The 17,977-nt window shown below is 72.7% G+C and carries 18 protein-coding genes; 11 read left to right on the plus strand and 7 right to left on the minus strand.

The annotated features are described in order from the left end of the window. The first annotated feature begins 137 nt into the window (after positions 1-137). Positions 138-764: a 5,6-dimethylbenzimidazole synthase gene (gene bluB / locus JAP66_RS14810; protein ID WP_199432295.1), complete on the plus strand. Its 627-nt coding sequence runs from the start codon at positions 138-140 to the stop codon at positions 762-764. Here bluB and JAP66_RS14815 read toward each other — a convergent pair. Together JAP66_RS14815 and JAP66_RS14820 are read right to left on the minus strand one after the other, a co-directional pair. Continuing rightward, positions 752-2,065 (minus strand): pyridoxal phosphate-dependent decarboxylase family protein, encoded by a 1,314-nt coding sequence (locus JAP66_RS14815; protein ID WP_235999034.1) that lies wholly within the window; start codon positions 2,063-2,065, stop codon positions 752-754. The two genes, bluB and JAP66_RS14815, sit on opposite strands and share 13 nt — an antisense overlap. Beyond that, complete coding sequence (locus JAP66_RS14820; protein WP_235999001.1) at positions 1,971-2,996, minus strand: EamA family transporter; 1,026 nt, start codon at positions 2,994-2,996, stop codon at positions 1,971-1,973. The genes JAP66_RS14815 and JAP66_RS14820 overlap by 95 nt, the downstream gene beginning before the upstream one ends. A 69-nt stretch (positions 2,997-3,065) precedes the next feature. Between JAP66_RS14820 and JAP66_RS14825 the strand changes: the two genes are divergently transcribed. Then, positions 3,066-3,920 (plus strand): LysR family transcriptional regulator, encoded by an 855-nt coding sequence (locus JAP66_RS14825; protein ID WP_199432296.1) that lies wholly within the window; start codon positions 3,066-3,068, stop codon positions 3,918-3,920. A gap of 101 nt (positions 3,921-4,021) precedes the next feature. Continuing rightward, complete coding sequence (locus tag JAP66_RS14830) at positions 4,022-5,167, plus strand: cysteine--tRNA ligase (protein ID WP_199432297.1); 1,146 nt, start codon at positions 4,022-4,024, stop codon at positions 5,165-5,167. Positions 5,168-5,228: 61 nt separating this feature from the next. On the opposite strand, the gene JAP66_RS14835 is transcribed toward JAP66_RS14830, so the two are convergent. The 5 genes from JAP66_RS14835 to JAP66_RS14855 form a co-directional block, all read right to left on the minus strand. After that, a complete protein-coding gene (locus JAP66_RS14835) occupies positions 5,229-6,560 on the minus strand; it encodes an ABC transporter substrate-binding protein (protein ID WP_199432298.1) in 1,332 nt (443 codons plus the stop codon). After that, entirely contained in the window at positions 6,557-7,678 is a 1,122-nt protein-coding gene (locus JAP66_RS14840) for a branched-chain amino acid ABC transporter permease (protein ID WP_199432299.1), read from the minus strand. The genes JAP66_RS14835 and JAP66_RS14840 overlap by 4 nt, the downstream gene beginning before the upstream one ends. Then, on the minus strand, positions 7,678-8,556 hold the full coding sequence (locus tag JAP66_RS14845) for a branched-chain amino acid ABC transporter permease (protein ID WP_199432300.1): 879 nt from the start codon (positions 8,554-8,556) through the stop codon (positions 7,678-7,680). Before JAP66_RS14845 ends, JAP66_RS14840 begins: the two co-directional genes overlap by 1 nt. A gap of 64 nt (positions 8,557-8,620) precedes the next feature. Beyond that, positions 8,621-9,343 carry an ABC transporter ATP-binding protein gene (locus JAP66_RS14850; RefSeq protein WP_199432301.1) on the minus strand — a complete coding sequence of 241 codons (723 nt, stop codon included), beginning with the start codon at positions 9,341-9,343 and terminating at the stop codon, positions 8,621-8,623. After that, positions 9,336-10,169, minus strand: a complete 834-nt coding sequence (locus JAP66_RS14855) for an ABC transporter ATP-binding protein (protein WP_372448970.1) — start codon at positions 10,167-10,169, stop codon at positions 9,336-9,338. Before JAP66_RS14855 ends, JAP66_RS14850 begins: the two co-directional genes overlap by 8 nt. A gap of 185 nt (positions 10,170-10,354) precedes the next feature. Here JAP66_RS14855 and JAP66_RS14860 point away from each other — a divergent pair, with 185 nt between their 5' ends. From JAP66_RS14860 to JAP66_RS14895, 8 genes are all read left to right on the plus strand, one after another. Then, positions 10,355-11,575, plus strand: coding sequence for a PucR family transcriptional regulator (locus JAP66_RS14860; protein ID WP_199432303.1), 1,221 nt, complete (start codon positions 10,355-10,357; stop codon positions 11,573-11,575). A 122-nt stretch (positions 11,576-11,697) separates the two neighbouring features. Then, the gene (locus JAP66_RS14865) at positions 11,698-12,411 is read left to right on the plus strand and encodes an iron-containing redox enzyme family protein (protein ID WP_199432304.1); all 714 of its coding nucleotides are present in this window, start codon (positions 11,698-11,700) and stop codon (positions 12,409-12,411) included. Positions 12,412-12,482: 71 nt separating this feature from the next. Continuing rightward, complete coding sequence (locus JAP66_RS14870; protein WP_199432305.1) at positions 12,483-12,860, plus strand: Rieske (2Fe-2S) protein; 378 nt, start codon at positions 12,483-12,485, stop codon at positions 12,858-12,860. Further along, the gene (locus JAP66_RS14875; RefSeq protein ID WP_199432306.1) at positions 12,839-14,059 is read left to right on the plus strand and encodes an NAD(P)/FAD-dependent oxidoreductase; all 1,221 of its coding nucleotides are present in this window, start codon (positions 12,839-12,841) and stop codon (positions 14,057-14,059) included. Before JAP66_RS14870 ends, JAP66_RS14875 begins: the two co-directional genes overlap by 22 nt. Further along, a complete protein-coding gene (locus JAP66_RS14880; protein WP_199432307.1) occupies positions 14,056-15,501 on the plus strand; it encodes an aldehyde dehydrogenase family protein in 1,446 nt (481 codons plus the stop codon). The genes JAP66_RS14875 and JAP66_RS14880 overlap by 4 nt, the downstream gene beginning before the upstream one ends. Before the next feature lie 22 nt (positions 15,502-15,523). Continuing rightward, positions 15,524-15,880 carry a Rieske (2Fe-2S) protein gene (locus tag JAP66_RS14885; protein ID WP_199432308.1) on the plus strand — a complete coding sequence of 119 codons (357 nt, stop codon included), beginning with the start codon at positions 15,524-15,526 and terminating at the stop codon, positions 15,878-15,880. A 6-nt stretch (positions 15,881-15,886) separates the two neighbouring features. Beyond that, a complete protein-coding gene (locus tag JAP66_RS14890; protein WP_199432309.1) occupies positions 15,887-17,500 on the plus strand; it encodes a gamma-glutamyltransferase family protein in 1,614 nt (537 codons plus the stop codon). Then, complete coding sequence (locus tag JAP66_RS14895) at positions 17,493-17,963, plus strand: RidA family protein (protein WP_199432310.1); 471 nt, start codon at positions 17,493-17,495, stop codon at positions 17,961-17,963. The genes JAP66_RS14890 and JAP66_RS14895 overlap by 8 nt, the downstream gene beginning before the upstream one ends. The last annotated feature ends 14 nt before the right edge of the window (positions 17,964-17,977 follow it).

Raw genomic sequence — 17,977 nt, forward strand, 5'->3', positions numbered from 1 at the left:
CTCCTCGTGCACGGCACCGGACGCGCCGGGGATCACTTCTAGCGCGCTCTACTAGCGCGCTCTAGTTTCGGTACTATGCCCGCCGTCACACAACCCTGTCAATACGCCCGCAGCGGGGGTTCGTAGAGTCGGTGCGCGTGTCCACCGACTTCTACGACCTCATCCGGCGGCGCCGGGACGTCCGCGCCGAGTTCACCGGCGCCCCGATCGACGACGCACTGCTGGAGCGCGTGCTCTCCGCCGCGCACGCGGCGCCGAGCGTCGGCATGAGCCAGCCATGGGACTTCGTGCTGATCCGGGACCGGGACACCCGGGAACGGTTCCGCGAGCACGTCCGGCGGGAGCGGGACACCTTCGCGGCCGAGCTGAGCGGCGAGCGGGCCGAGACGTTCCGCCGGATCAAGGTGGAGGGCATCCTCGAGTCGACCCTGTCGGTCGTGGTGACCTACGACCCCGAGCGCGGCTCACCCGCCGTACTCGGCAGGCACGCGATCGCCGACGCCGGTCTGTACTCGGTGTGCCTCGCCATCCAGAACCTGTGGCTGGCGGCCACCGCGGAGGGGCTCGGCGTCGGCTGGGTCAGCTTCTACCGCGAGGACTTCCTGCGCGGGCTGCTCGGCATCCCGGCCGGGGTGCGGCCGGTGGCGTGGTTGTGCCTCGGGCCCGTAACGCACCTGCAGGACGTGCCCGACCTCGAACGGCACGGGTGGCGCGACCGGCTGCCGCTCGATGCGGTCGTGCACAACGAGCGCTATCCGGGCTGATCCGCGGCGGCCCGCAGGATCGCCGCGGCGGAGCGTTCCACGTCGGCCTCGGTGGTCGACCAGTTCGACACCGCGATGCGCATCAGCCGCCTGCCGCGCCAGGTCGTGCCACCGAGCCAGCAGGTGCCGTCGCGCTGCACGGCGTCGATGATCCGCTCGGTCCGGGCGTCGTCGCCGAATCCGACGAGCACCTGGTTGAGCACCACGTCGTTGACGACCTCCGCCCCGCCGCCCGCCAGCAGGGCGGCGAAGCGGCGGGCCAGCCCGCAACAGCGCTCGACCAGCTGGGCGGCGCCGTCCCGGCCCAGCTCGCGCAGCGCCGCCCAGACGGCGAAACCGCGGGCCCTGCGGGAGGACTCGAGCGTGAAGTCCGCGCCCGCCGCTGCGCCGCCCGAGCCGACCAGGTAGGAGGCGCTGTAGGCGACGGCGGCGGCGTGCACGGCGGGACGGGAACAGAAGGCGAACCCGGAGTCGTAGGGCACGTTGAGCCACTTGTGGCCGTCGCAGGCCCACGAGTCCGCGAGCTCCACGCCGTCGACGAGCGCGGCAGTGCCGGGGTTTGCGGCGGCCCAGAGCCCGAACGCGCCGTCGACGTGCGCCCAGCCACGATGGCGGTGCGCGAGCTCGCAGCCGGTGCGCAGGTCGTCGCAGGCGCCGGTGTTCACGTTGCCCGCCTGCAGGCACACGATCGGGGGAGCACCGCCCCGGGCCAGCACACGTTCCAGGTCGTCTGCGTCGATCGCGCCGTCGCGGCCGGTGCGCACCGGCTCCACCAGCGCGGTGCCGAAGCCGAGCAGCCGCAGCGAGCGGTCGATCGTGGCGTGCCGCTCCTCGCTCGCCACGACACGCAGGCGCGGCGCGCCGGCGAGCCCGTCCCGCTCGACGTCCCAGCCCTGCTCGGCGAGCAGGTGGTGACGCGCGGCGGCCAGGCCGACGGTGTTCGCCGACTGCCCGCCGGTCACGAAGCCTGCGGACGCCGTACCCGGAATGCCCAGCAGATCCTTGAGCCACTCCCCCGCACACCGTTCCGCGGCCACGGCCGCCGGAGCGACCACGGCGTTGAACGCGCACTGGTCCCAGCCGGTGGTCAGCACGTCCGCCGCCGTGGCGGCGGGCAGGGAACCACCGATGACGAAGCCGAAGAAGCGCGGCCCCGCGGTGCCGACCAGGCCGCCACCGGCCACCCGGATCAGCTCGTCGACGACCTCACCGGGCGGCCTGGGCTCGTTCGGCAGCGCGCCGCCGAAGGCCGCGCGCAGCTCCTCCTGATCGACCGGGCCCGCCACCGGACGTTCCGGCAGGCCCGCCCGGTACCCCGCGGCGGTGGCCGCCGCCCTGCCCAGCAGGTCCCGCAGCTCTTCCACGGGGTTCGACTCTACGCATCCGCACCGCACCGGCGCTCGCGGCGATCACCAGACCGATGCCGATCGTCTCGACGAGGGAGAGCAGCTGGTGCAGCACCAGGAAACCGGCCAGCGCCGCGACGGCGGGCCCGAGGCTCATCAGCACGGCGAAGGTGGCGGCGGGCAGCCTGCGCAGCGCCAGCAGTTCCAGGGTGTACGGCAGCATGGACGACAGCAGGGCCACCACCGCGCCGAGCCCGAGCGTGACCGGGTCGAGCAGGGCGGGACCCGCGGCGGCCACGCCGAGCGGCAGGCTCAGCACCGCGCCCGCGGTCAGCGCCAGCGCCAGCCCGTCGGCTCGGGCGAAGCGCGCGCCCACCCGGGCGCTGAGCAGGATGTAGCAGGCCCACAGCGCCCCCGCGCCGAGCGCGAAGGCGACTCCCGCGGCGTTGAGCTCGGCGAACCCGCCGCGGCCGAGGAGGAACACCCCGCACAGCGCCAGCACGGCCCACAGCAGGCTGGCGAGCCTGCGCGAGGCCAGTACCGACAGCGTGAGCGGGCCGAGTACCTCCAGCGTCACGGTCGCGCCGAGCGGGATCCGTTCGATGGCCTGATAGAACAGCGTGTTCAGGCCGCCGAGGGTCACCCCGAACGCGGCGACGTGCGCCCAGTCCGCCCTGGTGTACCCGCGCCACCGCGGCCGGCAGACGAGCAGCATCAGTGCCGCCGCGAACACCAGCCGCAGGGTCACCACACCGAGCGCGCCTGCGCGCGGGAACAGCAGCGCGGCCAGCGCCGCGCCGAACTGCAGCGACAGCGCGCCGCCGAGCACCAGCGCGACCGCGCCCGGCTGTGCTCGCCGCGCCGCGCGGGTCGAAACCTCGGTCATGACCTGGACGCTAGGCAGCCGCGATCGCGGTGTGAAATGCCGATCCAGCTCCCGTTATGCTTGGCACGCATGACCGCTGAGCTGCGCCATCTCCGCTGCTTCCTCGCCGTCGCCGAGGAGGGCAACGTCACCCGCGCGGCCGAGCGGCTGCATCTCACGCAGCCCGCCGTCTCCCGCACCCTGCGCCAGCTCGAAGTACATCTCGGCGTCCGGCTCGTCGACCGCTCCACGCACCGTCTCGCGCTCACCGCCGAGGGCAACGCGTTCCGGGACAAGGCGGCCGCCGCCGTCGCGGCGGTGGACGACGCACTCGATCCTGCAAGGCTGTTCCCGTGGCCACTGCGGTTCGGGCATGCCTGGGCGGCCGTGGGCGGTCACACGGCCGAGCTGCTGCGGCGGTGGGAGCAGCGGCACCCGGACACACCGCTCGAACTGCTGCGCATCGACGACCGGACCGCGGGCCTGACCGGCGGCAAGGTCGATGTGGCGCTGCTGCGCGGCCCCGTCCGCGCGGCGGGGCTCGTCACCGAGCCGCTGATGACCGAGTCGCGGGTGGCCGCCGTGCCCACCGGCAGCCCGCTCGCCGGGCGGGAGTCGCTGACCCTGGCGGACTTCACCGGTGAGACCGTGGCCGTCAACCACGTCTCGGGAGTGACGACCCTGGACCTGTGGCCGCCGGAGCTGCGGCCGGCGCGGACGCTGCCCGTGGCCAACACCGACGACTGGCTCGCCGCCATCGCGGCCCGCCGCGCCGTCGGGGTCACGACCTCGGCGACCGCGCGCATCCACTCCTATCCCGGGGTGGCCTTCGTACCCCTCACCGGCGCGCCCGGCATTCCAGTGGTGCTCGCCTGGCGGCGTGCCCCCGGGCATCCGGCGATCGCCGACCTGGTCGCGCTCGCGCACGAGGTGGTCGGCTCGTGAGTGCCTACCCGAGTTAGAACACTGTTACGCACTCACGAGCCGGGCACGCGAGAGGGCACGGGACAGTGGCCGCCGGGGACGCCGCGTGGGACGGTAGGGCCATGATGATCGAGTCCATGACCAGGCGCCGCCCGGCTGCGGGCGCGACCGGCGTCACGCTCGCCGGCCGGCGGGTGAGCCTGCTCGACCGCGCCCGGGTCTACGCGTGCGGCATCACCCCGTACGACGTGACCCACCTCGGACACGCGAGCACGTTCGTGTGGGTGGACACGCTCAGCCGCGTGCTCCGGGTGCTCGGGGTGGAACCGGTCGTGTGCCGCAACGTCACCGACATCGACGACGTCCTGGACACCGCGGCACAGCAGGCCGGGGTCCGTTACGACCACTTCGCGGCCTTCCAGCAGTTCCGGTTCGAGGACGACATGGCCGCGCTCAACGTGCGCGCCCCCGACCACGAGCCGCGCGCGCACAGCTACGTCGACCCGGTGATCCGGCTCGCCGGTGCGCTCGCCGAGAGCGGCAGCGCGTACGTGCGGGAGGGCAGCGTCTACTTCCGTGGCCGTGCCGTGCTCGACCGCAGCGGGCTGGCCGAGGCGGAGGCGCTGCGGCTGGCCCGCGAGTACGGCGGGCGGCCCGACGACCAGGCCAAGGAGGACCCGTTCGACGTCGCGGTGTGGCAGGCCGCCGAGCCGGAGCATCCGGCGTGGGACTCACCGTGGGGTCCCGGCCGTCCCGGCTGGCACGCCGAATGCGTCGCGATGTCGCTTTCGGTGTTCGGCGTCGGCGTCGACGTCCACGCCGGTGGCGCGGACCTGCGGTTCCCGCACCACGCCTACCACGCGGCGATGGCCGAGGCGCTCACCGGCGTGGCGCCGTACGCGCGCGCCTGGCTGCACGCGGGCACGGTCACCGTCGACGGCGCGAAGATGGCCAAGTCGGCAGGCAACCTGGTGCTGGTGAAGAACCTGCTCGCCGGACATCCGGCGCCGGTGGTCCGCCTCATGATCGTCGACCGTCCGTGGGCGCAGGGCTGGGACTACACCCCGGACCTGCTCGACCGGGCCGCCACCCGGCTGGAGAGCCTGCACCGCGCGGCCGGCCGCCCGCTGGAGGCTCGCGAGAGCGAGATCGAGCGGCTGCGCCGCTTGCTGGGCACCGACCTCGACGTGCCGGCCGCGATCGACCTGGCCGTCGAGACCGGCGGGAGCGCGGCCCGCCTGCTCACCGCTGCTCTCGGCCTCAGCTGAGCGGCCCGGACCCGGTGCGGGCCACCCGGCCGCCGCCGGCGTGGCCCGCACCGGACAACGATCAGCCGACCGGCTCGACGTTCGGGATGCCGTTCTCCGGCGGCGGCGCGTGCTCCTCCGTGTACTCGGTGATCTCGGCGTCCCCGTTGTCGGTGACCATCACCGGGCTCAGCTCCTTCGTCGTGGTGCCGGTGATCTGGACGACCTTCACCCCGGACAGGCCGGCGTGCGAGTCCGGCGAGTAACGGTACGGCACCAGCGCGGGTCCCTGCAGGTCCTGGCCGACCTGTTCCAGTGCGTCGACGATGCCCTCACGGGTCGGCTCCGGGCCGGCGGCCTGCAGCGCCTGGACGAACGTGTACGCCTGGGACATGCCGTAGATGCGGTAGTTGCTGAGGTCGCCCTCACCGCCGTGCTCGTCCCAGATCCGCTGCCAGAGCTGGGTCCACGGGTTGTCCGCCTCGTCGACGCCGGGCAGGTACTCGGTGGTGATCGCGCCGTCGAGCATGCTCGCGTCGGTCACCTTGCCCTCGGAGAAACGCCCGAGCAGCGAACCCACCAGCGCCGGGTCCGAGCCGACATTGCTGTAGATCCACTGCGGCTCGTAGTTCGACCGCATCGCGGTGAGCTGGCTCAGCGCGGTGTAGGACGGCACGTTGAAGCCGATCACCAGATCCGCCCCGGACGCCTGCAGCGCGGCGATCTGCGGCGCCACGTCCGTGTTGCCCGGCGCGTAGCGCTCGGCGGCCACGATCTGGTCGTCGATGTAGGCCCGCGCTCCCTTCTCGCCGTCGTCGCCGAAGTCGTCGTCCTGCAGGAACAGCCCGACCTTGGCGTCCGGGAAGTTCTGCTTCACGTACTGGCCGATGATCTTGCCCTCGACCTCGTAGTCCGGCTGCCAGCCGAAGGTCATCGGGTTCTTCTCCGGCTGGTCCCACAACAGCGATCCGGAGGACACGAACAGGTCCGGCACGCCGTTGCTGTTCAGGAAGTCCAGCACCGCGCTGTGGGTCGGGGTGCCGAGGCCGCCCACCATCGCGAAGATCTCGTCCTGCAGCACCAGCTCGTTGACCACCTGGCTGGTGTTGGTGGGGTTGTACGCGTCGTCCCGGAAGACGTAGTCGATCGTGCGCCCGTGCACCCCGCCGTTGGCGTTGACGTAGTCGAAGTACGCCTTGGCACCGGTGGGGATGGCGCTGTACCCCGGCGCCGCCACCCCGGTCAGCGGGAAGTGCGCGCCGACCTTGACGCTGTCCTCGGTCACGCCGACCTCGGCGGCACCGCCCTCGTTCTCGTCCGGCCTGCCGCCCGCACCGCACGCCGAGGCGATCACCGCCACTGCCGTGGCCACCGCCACGATGCCCGCACCGCGGCGTCTCACCCGCTTGCTCATCCTCGTCCTCCTTGATCGGTTGCCCCGACGCCTTGTTTCCCGGCCGCCGGCCGGGACGGACCGCCGCGCCCCCTGGCACGGCGCCCGGCGTGCCGCAGCCTGCGCACGATCCCCATCACCCCGCCCGGCGCGGCGAGCATCACGACCACCAGCACCACGCCGTAGACGAACGGCGCGAGCTGCGCGGCCTGAACCCCCGACATGCCGAGGTCCGTTCCGATGTCGGTCACGGCGGGCGGGAGGAACACCAGCAGCGCGCTGCCGAGCAGCGCACCGCCGAGGCTGCCGAGCCCGCCGACGACGACGGCGGTGAGCAGCGCCAGCGAAAGCACGATCGTGAACCCGCTCGGCGCGGCCAGCCGCACCACCATCGCGAGCACGGCGCCCGCGAGACCGGCGCACGCGGCGCTCACCACGAACGCGAGCACCCGCATCCGGCCGAGCCGGACCCCGGCAAGCTCGGCGGCGATCTCGTCGTCCCGCACCGCGCGCCAGATCCGGCCGTAGCGGCCGGCGATCAGGTTCGCCAGCAGCAGCACGACCAGCAGCAGCGTCCCCCAGCCGATGTAGGCGAGGTAGCGGGCGCTGGTCATCTCCCCCGCGGTGAGGAAGTACATCGCGTCGGCGAACCAGTCGGGCGGCGTCGGCGAGGAGATGCGCAGGCCCTGCTCGCCGCCGAGCAGGCCGTCGAAGTAGATCGCGATCCCGGGCACGCCGACGGCCAGCGCCAGCGTCGCGCCGGCCAGGTACGGGCCGTGCAGGCGGGCGGCCGCCGCACCGACCACGATTCCGGCGACCGCGGTGACGACCATCGCGGCGAGCATCGCCACGGGGAACGGCATCGCCTCGTTCTCCAGCAGCAGGCCGGTGGTGTATGCGCCCACGGCCATCAGGGCGCCGTGCCCCAGGGATATCTGCCCGTTGAGTCCGGTGAGGACGGTCAGGCCCACGGCCGCGATGGCGTAGTACGACATCGTGGCCAGCTGTGAGTTGCGGAACGGGCTCGTCAGCTCCAGCACGAGCACCACCGCGACCAGCGCGACCAGCACGGTGAGCAGGTTGCGGCCGAACACGGAGGAAGGCAGGAAGCGGCGGGCGGCCGCGGTCGGCGCGCTCATCACACCCGCCTCGCCGTCGTCCGGCTGAACAGCCCGTGCGGTCGCACGAGCAGTACCGCCACGAGGATGCCCAGGGCCGCCAGCGTCACCAGCTCACTGCCGAGGTAACCGCTCACATAGGACAGTGCCAGCCCGATCAGCAGGCCGCCGACCACCGCGCCCGCCGGGCTCTCCAGCCCCCCGAGCACGGCGGCAACGAAACCGTAGACGATGACCGGATCCATGTACGCCGGGTGCACCAGGTTGCCGCCGGCGATGAGCAGGCCGGCGAGCGAGCCGACCACCGCGGCGAACGCCCAGCCGAGCGTCAGCATGTTGCCGACCCGGACGCCGAGCAGCCGGGCCACTTCCTGGTTGAAGGCCGAGGCACGCATGCGCAGCCCGATGTCGGTGAACCGGAACAGCGCCACCAGCGCCAGCATCACGACGACAACCGAGCCGATCACGAAGGCGCTGAACGGGGTGAACGCGACGGTGAACTCGCCCACGCTGAACCCGCTCAGCCCGAAGGGGGCCGGGAAGGACTCGAAGCTGGCGCCGAAGAGGATCGCCGCCAGCGCCTGGATCGCCACGAAGAGGCCGAGTGTCACGATCACCGCGTTGAGCTCGGGGCCGCCTTCGACGGGGCGGATCACCACCCGCTCGATCAGCGCCCCGAGCACGAGTCCGGCCAGCAGCGCGGCCGCGAAGCCGGCCCAGTAGGACTGCCCGCTCTCGATCAGCACGAGCGCGATGTAGGTGCTGAACATCGCCATGGAGCCCTGCGCGAAGTTGATGATCCTCGTGGCACGCCAGATCAGCACGAGCGCCAGCGCGAAGGCCGCATAGATGGCGCCCTGGCTGAGCCCGCCGAGGGTGACGTTCAGGAACTGTTGCATCGTCTTGCTTGTCCTCCTTGGATGAACCGCGCAGAGAGAGCTGTCCTTCGCGGGACCGCGAGCGTCAGAAGCCCAGGTAGGCGTGGCGCAGCTCGTCGTCCGCGGCGAGGGTGTCCGCGGCGTCGGCGGCGACCACGCGGCCGAGGTTGAGCACGAACCCGGTGTCGGCGATCGCCAGCGCGCTGCGCGCGTTCTGCTCCACGAGCAGCACCGTCAGACCGTCCCGGTCGACGAGGTCGCGCAACAGGCCGAAGAGCTGCGTCACGATGCGCGGCGCCAGCCCGAGCGACGGTTCGTCGAGCAGCAGCACCTCGGGGCCGGAAAGCAAGGCCCTGCCGATCACGAGCATCTGCCGCTCGCCGCCGGAGAGCGAGCTGGCCTCCTGGCGACGCCGCTCGGCGAGCGCGGGGAACATCTCGTAGACGCCGTCCAGCCGGTGCCTGCGCTGCGGGCGGGTGGCGCCCAGCAGGTCGCCGAGCCGCAGGTTCTCCTCGACGGTGAGCTCGGTGATCACGCCGCGGCCCTCCGGCACGTGCGCGACGCCCGCCCGCGCGATCGCCTCGACGGGTGCCCTGCTCATGTCGCGCCCGCCGAGGAGCACGCTGCCGTCGGTGCCGCGGACCAGGCCGGAGATACTGCGCAGCAGGGTGGTCTTGCCGGCGCCGTTCGCGCCGAGCACCGCGGTGATCTCGCCGGGCCTGGCCCGTACGTTCACACCGTCGAGCGCGGTGACGGGGCCGTACCGCGTGGTCAGATCGCGTACCTCGAGCGTCGCCTCGTCAGTCATGCTCTCCTCCCCGGTCGGCCGCTTCGCCGAGATAGGCGTCGATGACGGCCGGGTCGTCCCGGACCTCGCCGGGGCTGCCTGCCGCGACGACCCGCCCGAAGTCGAGCACGGTGATCCGGTCGCAGGCCGACATCACCAGGTCCATGTGGTGGTCGACGAGAATCACCGCCATCCGTTCGGTGAGCCCGCGGACGAAGGCCCCCAGCTCCTCGATCTCGTCGTGGCCGAGGCCGCTCGCCGGCTCGTCGAGCAGCAGCAGGTCCGGCTCGGTGGCCAGCGCGCGGGCCAGCGCCACCCGCTTCTGCACCGGATACGGCAGGCTGCCGGGGTAGGCAGCGGCGTAGCCGGCCACCCCGGCTTCGCTCATCGCGTGCCACGCCCGCTCCCGCAGCCGCCGCTCGTCCGCGGTCGACCGGGGCAGCGCGAACAGGCCGGACAGGAAGCCGGAACGGTGGAACCGGTCGGCACCGACCATCACGTTCTCCACGACGGTCAGGCCCCGGAACAGTCCGAGCCCCTGCAACGTCCGGGCGATGCCCATGCCCGCGAGCCGGTGCGGGCGCAGGTCGCCGATCTCGCGGCCCCGCCAGCTCAGAGTTCCCGCATCGGGCCGCACGAAGCCGCAGCAGACGTTGAACAGGGTGGTCTTGCCCGCACCGTTGGGACCGATGACCCCGTGCACCTCACGGGGCAGCGCGGCGAGCGAGACGTCGTCGAGCGCCGTGAGGCCGCCGAACCGGACCGTGACGCCGGTGGCCGCGAAGAGCGGCGCCGGATCGGTTCGCGTGCCCAGATAGCGCGTCTCGGATACTCCCGGCGACGTCACAGCCGCGCCTCCCGACGTTGGGTGGATGGAATGCCGCGTGTCGTCCGACACAGCGGAGGTCCCTAAGACTGATGCGCGGCGCCCAATCCGGGCCATAGGCGCCGCGCCCAAAGATGACCCGGATTTATGGGCTCCGCGCCCGGATTGGCTGGACGCGATGCAGCGCTCCGTGCAATTGTCTGCCCATGAGATCGACGGCGGACGACTCGGCGACCGCCGAGTCCTCCGGACCTGCCAAGGACGCGCTGCACATTCTCAGCCGCGTCCTGCTGGACAACCTGGAGAGCCTCGCGGACCGGCTGACGCTCATGGTGCTCCAGTGCGAGCCCGCCTACGCCCAGCTCGGTGTGTCCGCGCCCGACGAGCTGCGGGAGAACCTGCGCGGCAACATCGAGCGAGGCATCCAGTCTCTTGGCGCGAACGTGCCCGATGGCGCGGATCCGCAGGACACGTCGATAGAGACCGGCCGGGTCCGGGCGCGTCAGGGCGTGCCGCTCGAAGCGGTGCTGCGGGCCTACCGGCTCGGCGGGCGGGTGATCTGGGAGGGGCTGCTGGCCACCTCGCGCGAGCGTTTCGACGGCCGCTACGACCATGCTCTGCTCGACGCGGCGGCATACGTGTGGCGGGTGATCGACTCGAGTTCCTCCGCGCTCGTCGACGCCTACCGGCTGGAGGAGTCCCGGCTGCGCAGCCAGGAGCTGAGCAGGCGGCATGCGTTCCTCAACGCGCTGCTGGAAGGGCGTGGCGGCGACCCCGCGCTGGCCGCGGACGCGGCGGCGGCGCTCGGGCTGCCCACCGACACGCCGATGCTCGTCGTCGTGGCCCCGGTCGACTCACCCCGCGACGACCCGCTGCGCTCGCCCCGGGACGTGCTCGCCACGCAGGGCGTCGTGTCGTCGTGGCATGTCCGCCCGGCGGACATCGTCGGGCTGGTCGCACTGGGCGAGCGCTCCCCCGCCGCCGTACTCGACGCCCTGGAGCCCGCGGTCGCGGGCCGGGTCGGCGCCTCGCCGGTGATCCACTCGCTCGCCGAGGTCGGCGACGCCTACACGCTGGCGCACACCGCCGCGCGCACGCTGAGCGAGTTCGGCGTCGCGATGCTCGACGACCGGCTGCCGGAGGCACTGCTTGTCGGCAGCCCGCAGCTCATGCCGCGGCTGCAGGAGGCCGCCTTCCGCGACCTGCTGCGGCTTCCCGCGCAGGAGCGCGACACCATGCTGGAGACGCTCGAGGCGATGATCGAGAGTGGCGGCTCGCCCACCCACGCCGCGCAGCGCCTGTACTGCCACCGGAACACGGTCATCTACCGGCTGCAGCGGATCGAGTCGGTGACCGGCCGCAAGGTCGCCGAGCCCCGGGACCGGCTGCTGCTCACCCTCGGCCTGATGGCGCACAAGCAGCGCTGACCCACCCACAGCGTGCACAGGAGATCGCGGGAACTCCTGTGCACTCTGTCCGTGGAGGGCGTCACCTGCACCTCCGTAGCTTCTGGTTACGGCAGCAGACCCGACGGCCAGAAGGTGATGACATGACCGAGCTTCTCCCGCAGGCGGAATTCCGCGCCGCACTCGAGGATGCGATCAAAGGACGCGAGGCGAAGAACGCCTCCTTCAGCAAGGCCTGGGCGGACGGCGATCTCCAGCGGCATCACTTCGCGCGCTGGGCGGAGAACCACTTCCACTACGTCGGCCCGTTCGCCGACTACCTCGGCTACATCTACGGCAACACGCCGGAGCAGTACACCGGCGCGAAGGACTTCCTGCTGCAGAACATGTACGAGGAGGAACTCGCCGACATCCGGCACACCGACCTGCTGATCCGCTTCGCGGAGGCGTGCGGGACCACGCGCGAGCGGGTCGAGAACCCGGACAACATGAACGCGGTGACGCGGGGATTGCAGGCATGGTGCTACGCGACATCGATGCGCGAGCATTTCGCCGTCGCCACCGCGGCGCTCGTCGTCGGCCTCGAATCACAGGTGCCGAGCATCTACAAGAAGCAGATCATCCCGCTGCGCGGCGTGTACGGCTTCACCGAGGACGAGATCGAGTTCTTCGACCTGCACATCACCTCGGACGAGGTGCACGGCGAGCGCGGCTTCCAGATCGTGCTCGACCACGCCGACACACCCGAACTCCAGCAACGCTGCCTGAAGTTCGTCCGATGGGGCGCGGAGATGCGGTTCGCCTACACCAAGGCGCTCTACGACAACTACGTCGCACCGGACCTCGTCGCCGCATGAGCAGCCCGTGCGGGCCGGCCGCCACGGATGGCCGGCCCGCACCGGCTCGGATCCCCGGAGGGACCGCCACGATGCAGGAGTGGGTTTACCTCGCCGACGTGAGTGAGCTCGCGCGGCGCAAGAAGAAACGAGTCGAGGCCGGTGGCCGGAGCATCGCGCTGTTCTACATCGACGGTGACGTATACGCACTGCACGACGTCTGTGTCCACAAGCAACGGTCGCTGAGCAAGGGAACCGTGCTGCAGGGCCGCATCGTCTGCCCTGGCCACCAATGGCGGTTCGATCCGGCGACCGGCGCGGCGGACGATCAGCCGCTGTGCCAGCCGACCTACGACGTGCGCGTCGAGGACGGCCGGGTCTATGTCAACCCGCTGCGGCCCCGCCGGGCCCCCGGCTCCGCGCCGGACGTACGGGGAGGGGACCGAGCATGCTCTCCGACATCGTCCTGATCGGCGCAGGCCAGTCGGCCGCCGTGGCCGCGCGAACCCTCCGCAGGCACGGCTTCGACGGCCGCATCGAGATCATCGGCGCCGAACCGGACCCGCCCTACCAGCGGCCTCCACTGTCCAAGGAGTACCTGGAGTCCGGGGATCCCGAGGGCCTTTTCCTGCTCACCGAGCCCTGGTGCGCCGAGAAGGACGTGCGGCTGAGGCTGGGCGAGCGGGTGAGCGGCATCGACCCGGCGGCCGGGCGGGTCCTGCTCGCGAGCGGCGGGTCGGTACGCGCCGACGCCGCGCTGATCGCCACCGGGGCGCGGGCCCGGACCCTGCCGGGCATCACCGGTGAGCGGGTCCACACTCTGCGCACGAAGCACGACGCCGACCGGCTGCGGGAGTACCTGCGGCCGGGTGCGCGGATCGTCGTGATCGGCGCCGGGTTCATCGGCTCGGAAGTCGCCTCGACCGCACGGGCCAAAGGTGCGGAGGTGGTCCTCCTCGACGCGCTGGAGACACCGCTGCGTCATGTGCTCGGTGCCGAGATGGGCGAGGTTTGCGCGAGCCTGCACCGGGCGAACGGCGTGGAACTGCGGCCACGCGAGACCGTGGAGTCGGTCACGGAAAGCAGCACGGGGATCGGCGTGCTGACGTCAGGCCACCGGTGGATCGACGCCGACGCCGTGGTGGTCGGGACCGGCGTCGAACTCAACGTGGACGTCGCGACCGCGTCCGGGATCGAGGTGAACGGCGGCATCGTGGTGGACGAATGCGGCCGCACCAGCGTGCCGTCGGTGTTCGCCGCCGGAGATGCCGCCAGCCGGTACCACCCGCTCTTCGGCGAGCACATTCGCGGCGAGCACTTCGACAGCGCCAGCCGGCTCGCCACGGCGGCGGCGAACGCGATGCTCGGCAGGCACGCGGCCGCCGTCGACCCGCCCTGGTTCTGGTCGGACCAGTACGGCGTGAACCTGCAGTACACCGGCCACGCCCGCGAGTGGGACGAGCTGGTGATCCGCGGCTCGGTGGCCGAACTGGACTTCTGCGCCTTCTACCTGGTGGGCGGCGTGGTGCGGGCGGCTTTCGCCGCCGACCGGGGCGGTGACGTCATGGGCGCCAAGGAGCTCATCGCCTGCGGCCGCGCGGTGAATCCGGCCGCGCTGCGCGACGAGGACACGGACCTGCTCGAACTGACGATGGACGGGGCCCGATGACGGCGAACCTGATCGGCGGCGAATGGACCGGCGCCGCGAACGACCGCTGGACCGAACGGCGCAACCCCGCCGACACCAGAGAGGTCGTGGCCTCCGCGCCCGACTCGGCCGCCGAGGACGCCCGCTCGGCGGTCGGCGCCGTCGCGGCCGGCTACCACGAGTGGGCGCGGACCAGCCCGGAACGGCGGGCCGAGGTGCTGGACACCGCCGCGACGGTCCTGGAACGGGACCCGGAGAAGCTGGCGACGGAACTCGTCGCCGAGGAAGGCAAGACACTGGCCGAAGCGCTCGGCGAGGTGCGCCGCACCCCCGCCAACCTGCGCTTCTACGCGGGCGAGGCGCTGCGGCTGACCGGCCGGACCTACCCCGCCGCCGGCGGGCTCGTCTACTCCGCACGGCAGCCGGTCGGTGTCGTGGCCGCGATCACCCCGTGGAACTTCCCGCTCAACATCCCGTCCCGCAAGCTCGGCCCGGCGCTGGCCGCCGGCAACGGCGTGGTGTTCAAACCGAGCGAGGTGACGCCGGTACTCGCCCGGCGGCTCGTCGAGGCGCTGCTGGAGGCCGGGCTACCGGCCGGTGCGATCGCGCTCGTGCACGGCGGCGGTGAGGTCGGCGCCGCCCTGGCGGCCGACGACCGGGTCGGCGCGGTGACCTTCACCGGTTCCACCACGGTCGGCGGGCGCATCCATGCCACGGTGGGCCCGAGCCGGCGTACCCAGCTGGAGATGGGCGGTAAGAACCCGGTGGTGGTGCTGGAGGACGCCGACCTCGACCGGGCGGCCGACATCGTGGTGCGGGGCGCGTTCGGGCTCTCCGGCCAGGCCTGCACCGGCACCAGCCGGGTGATCGCCCACGACGCCGTGCACGACGAGCTGCTCGACCGGGTGGTGCGGCGCGCCGAGCGGCTGCGCGTCGGCAACGGGCTCTCCGAGGGCGTCCAGATGGGGCCGCTGGCCACGCGGGAACAGTACGACAAGGTGCGCGAGTACGTGCGGATCGGGATCGCCGAGGGCGCGCGCCTGCACACCGGTGGCGAACCACCCGAGGGCACGGACGTCCGGCACGGCCACTTCGTCCGGCCCGCGGTGTTCTCCGGTGTCACACCGGGTTCGCGGCTCGCCCAGGAGGAGGTCTTCGGGCCCGTACTCGGCTTCCTTCGCGTCGGCTCGTTCGACGAGGCGGTGCGCGTCGCCGACGGCACCTCGTACGGCCTCTCCGCCGGCATCGTGACCCCGGACCTGGCCCGCGCGCTCGCGTTCGCGGAGCGGGTCGAGTCCGGTCTGGTGAAGGTGAACCAACCCACCACGGGGATGGCGATGAACGCCCCGTTCGGCGGCGTGAAGGACTCGAGCACGCAGACGTCGAAGGAACAGGCCGGCGAGCAGATGACCCACTTCTACACCATCGACAAGACGGTCTACCTCACCCCCGAGGCACGGTGAACAGGCGCTGAAGGAGAACAGCATGGAGTTCGTCAGGGTGGCCCGCTCCGGCCAGGTTCCGGACGGCTACGTCCGCCGGTTCTACGCCGGGGAACTGGAGGTCGCGGTCGCGCGGTTGCGCGGAACGGCATACGCGACGTCGAACTACTGCACACACCTGGACTGCCTGCTCTCCTCGGGCAAGCTGGTCGACGAGGGCATCGGCTGCTCGTGCCACGGCAGCGTCTTCGACCTGGAGAGCGGGGAACCAGTGTGCCCGCCGGCCACCGAGCCGATCCGCACCTACCCGGTCAAGGAGGAGGACGGCGAGATCTTCGTCGGGGTGACCGAACAGGACCTCGCCGACGGCGGCCCGCGCCGCCGCGGAGCCGTGGGGTAGCCGGCGATGCGGCGGCATACCTGGCCGGAACCCGCTCGCGCCGCCGTGCTCGGCAGCAGACACCTCGCGGCGGCCGCCCACCCGGCGGTGAGCGCCGCCGGGCACGAGGTCCTGGCGGGCGGAGGCAACGCCGTGGACGCCACCCTGGCGATGGCCGCGCACTGCTGGCTCACGCTACCGGGCCAGTGCGGGGTCGGCGGGGACGCGTTCGCGATCGTCCGGGAACCGGACGGTTCGGTGTGGACGGTCTGCGGCAGCGGTTTCGGCCCGGACGGCGGAGACTCCCGGTTCTACCGCGAGCGGGGATTCGGCGCGGTTCCGGTGCGCGGACCGCTGTCGGTGGCCGCACCGGGCGCGGTCGGCGCGCTGGCGACGCTGCACGCCCGCGCCGCGACCCGCCCGCTGACGCGGCTGTGGCGGCCTGCGATCGATGCGGCCGTCAACGGAGTGCCGTGCACGGGCAAGACCCGGGACGACATCGTGGCGCACGAGGCGCTGCTGCGCGCCGACCCGGGCGCCGCCGCGATGTTCCTGCCGGGCGGTGCGCCACCTGCCGTCGGCTCGCGGCTCGTCTTCGGCGAGTTCGCCGGCACCCTCCGTGCTCTCGCCGAGGACCCGGCCGCGCTGTACTCGGGTGCGCTGGCACAGCGGGCGGTCGCGGCGCTGACCGCGGCCGGCGCGCCGTTCGCGGGCGGCGAGTGGGAGGCGAGCGCGGCGGCGCCGGCCGCTGCCGCGATCACGGCCGAGTACCAGGGGCTCACGGTTCACCAGACACCACCGCCCGCACCGGGCTGGATGATGCTGCAGCAGGCGGCGATCTGCGCCGGCTCGCTCAGCGATCTGGCACCGCTGGGCGCCGAGGCGGTGCACTGGATGGCGGCCGCGGCCCGGCGCGCATTCCATGACCGCTTCGCGCACTGTGGCGCGGATTCCACGGCGTGGCGGGCCCTGCTGGAGCCGGGTGCCGTCGCCGCCGCACGGGCGGAGATCGCCGCCGGTGCGCTCGCCGCAGCGGCGGGTGTGCGCGCCGGCGGCGACACGACGTCGACGGTCGCGGTCGACGCCGACGGCCGCGCGGTGAGCTTCATCCACTCGCTCGCCTTCACCTTCGGATCCGGGGTCACGGTGCCCGGCACCGGGATTGTGCTGAACAACCGGTTCGGCCGCGGCGCCTACCTGCTCGACGGCCATCCGAACGAGGCCCGGCCCCGCAGGCGCCCGCTGCACACCCTCAACGCGTGGATCGTCACCGACGGGGTGGGGCGGCTCCGGTTCACCGGGAACACACCGGGCGGCGACGGGCAGGTGCAGTGGAACACGCAGCTTCTCTCCCACCTCGCCGACCACGACCTCGATCCGCAGCAGGCCGTGTCCGCGCCGCGGTTCACCGTCCACCCCGGCAGTGACGCCGACACGCTCGGCGCCGCACCGGAGCTGCGCTGCGAGGACCGGCTCGGCGACGAGGTGCTGCACGGCCTGCGGGCCCGCGGGCACGACGTGCGGCGGCTGGGCGGATGGGACGCAGGCGGCTCGGCGCTGGTCATCGCGGCCGACCACGAGCGCGGCTGCCTCTCCGGCGGCGCCGATCCACGGCAGGACGGGGTGGTGCTCGGTGCCTGAGCGAGCGGCTGACAACCGTGCCGTGCCCGCCGGAGATACGTCGCCGGCGGGCCCGCGGCCCCAGGGCGACTACGTGCCGGCCGTGGTGCACGGCGGGCTGGCGTTCAGCGCGGGCATGACGCCGCGGGCCGGCGGGACGCTGCGGGTGCGCGGCCGGGTCGGCGCCGAGGTCGGGGCCGCGACCGCGCGGCGGGCGGCGGCGCTGGCGGCCGCGAACGCGCTGCTCGCGGTCGCGGAGGCCGCGGGCGGGCTCGACCGGATCGCCCGATGCCTGCGGTTGACCGTCTACCTCGCGTGTTCCGACGACTTCACCGGGCACACCGCCGTGGCCGACGGCGCATCGGAGACCCTGCGGGCGTGGCTCGGCGAGCGGGGTGCGGCGGCCCGCACGGCGGTGGGCGTGCGAACCCTGCCCTCCGGCGCCCCGGTCGAGGTGGACCTCACCGCCGCCCTGACCACCTGACCTCCCCGCGAGTC

The organism is Qaidamihabitans albus, from assembly GCF_016464705.1.
Taxonomy (GTDB): domain Bacteria; phylum Actinomycetota; class Actinomycetes; order Mycobacteriales; family Pseudonocardiaceae; genus Qaidamihabitans; species Qaidamihabitans albus.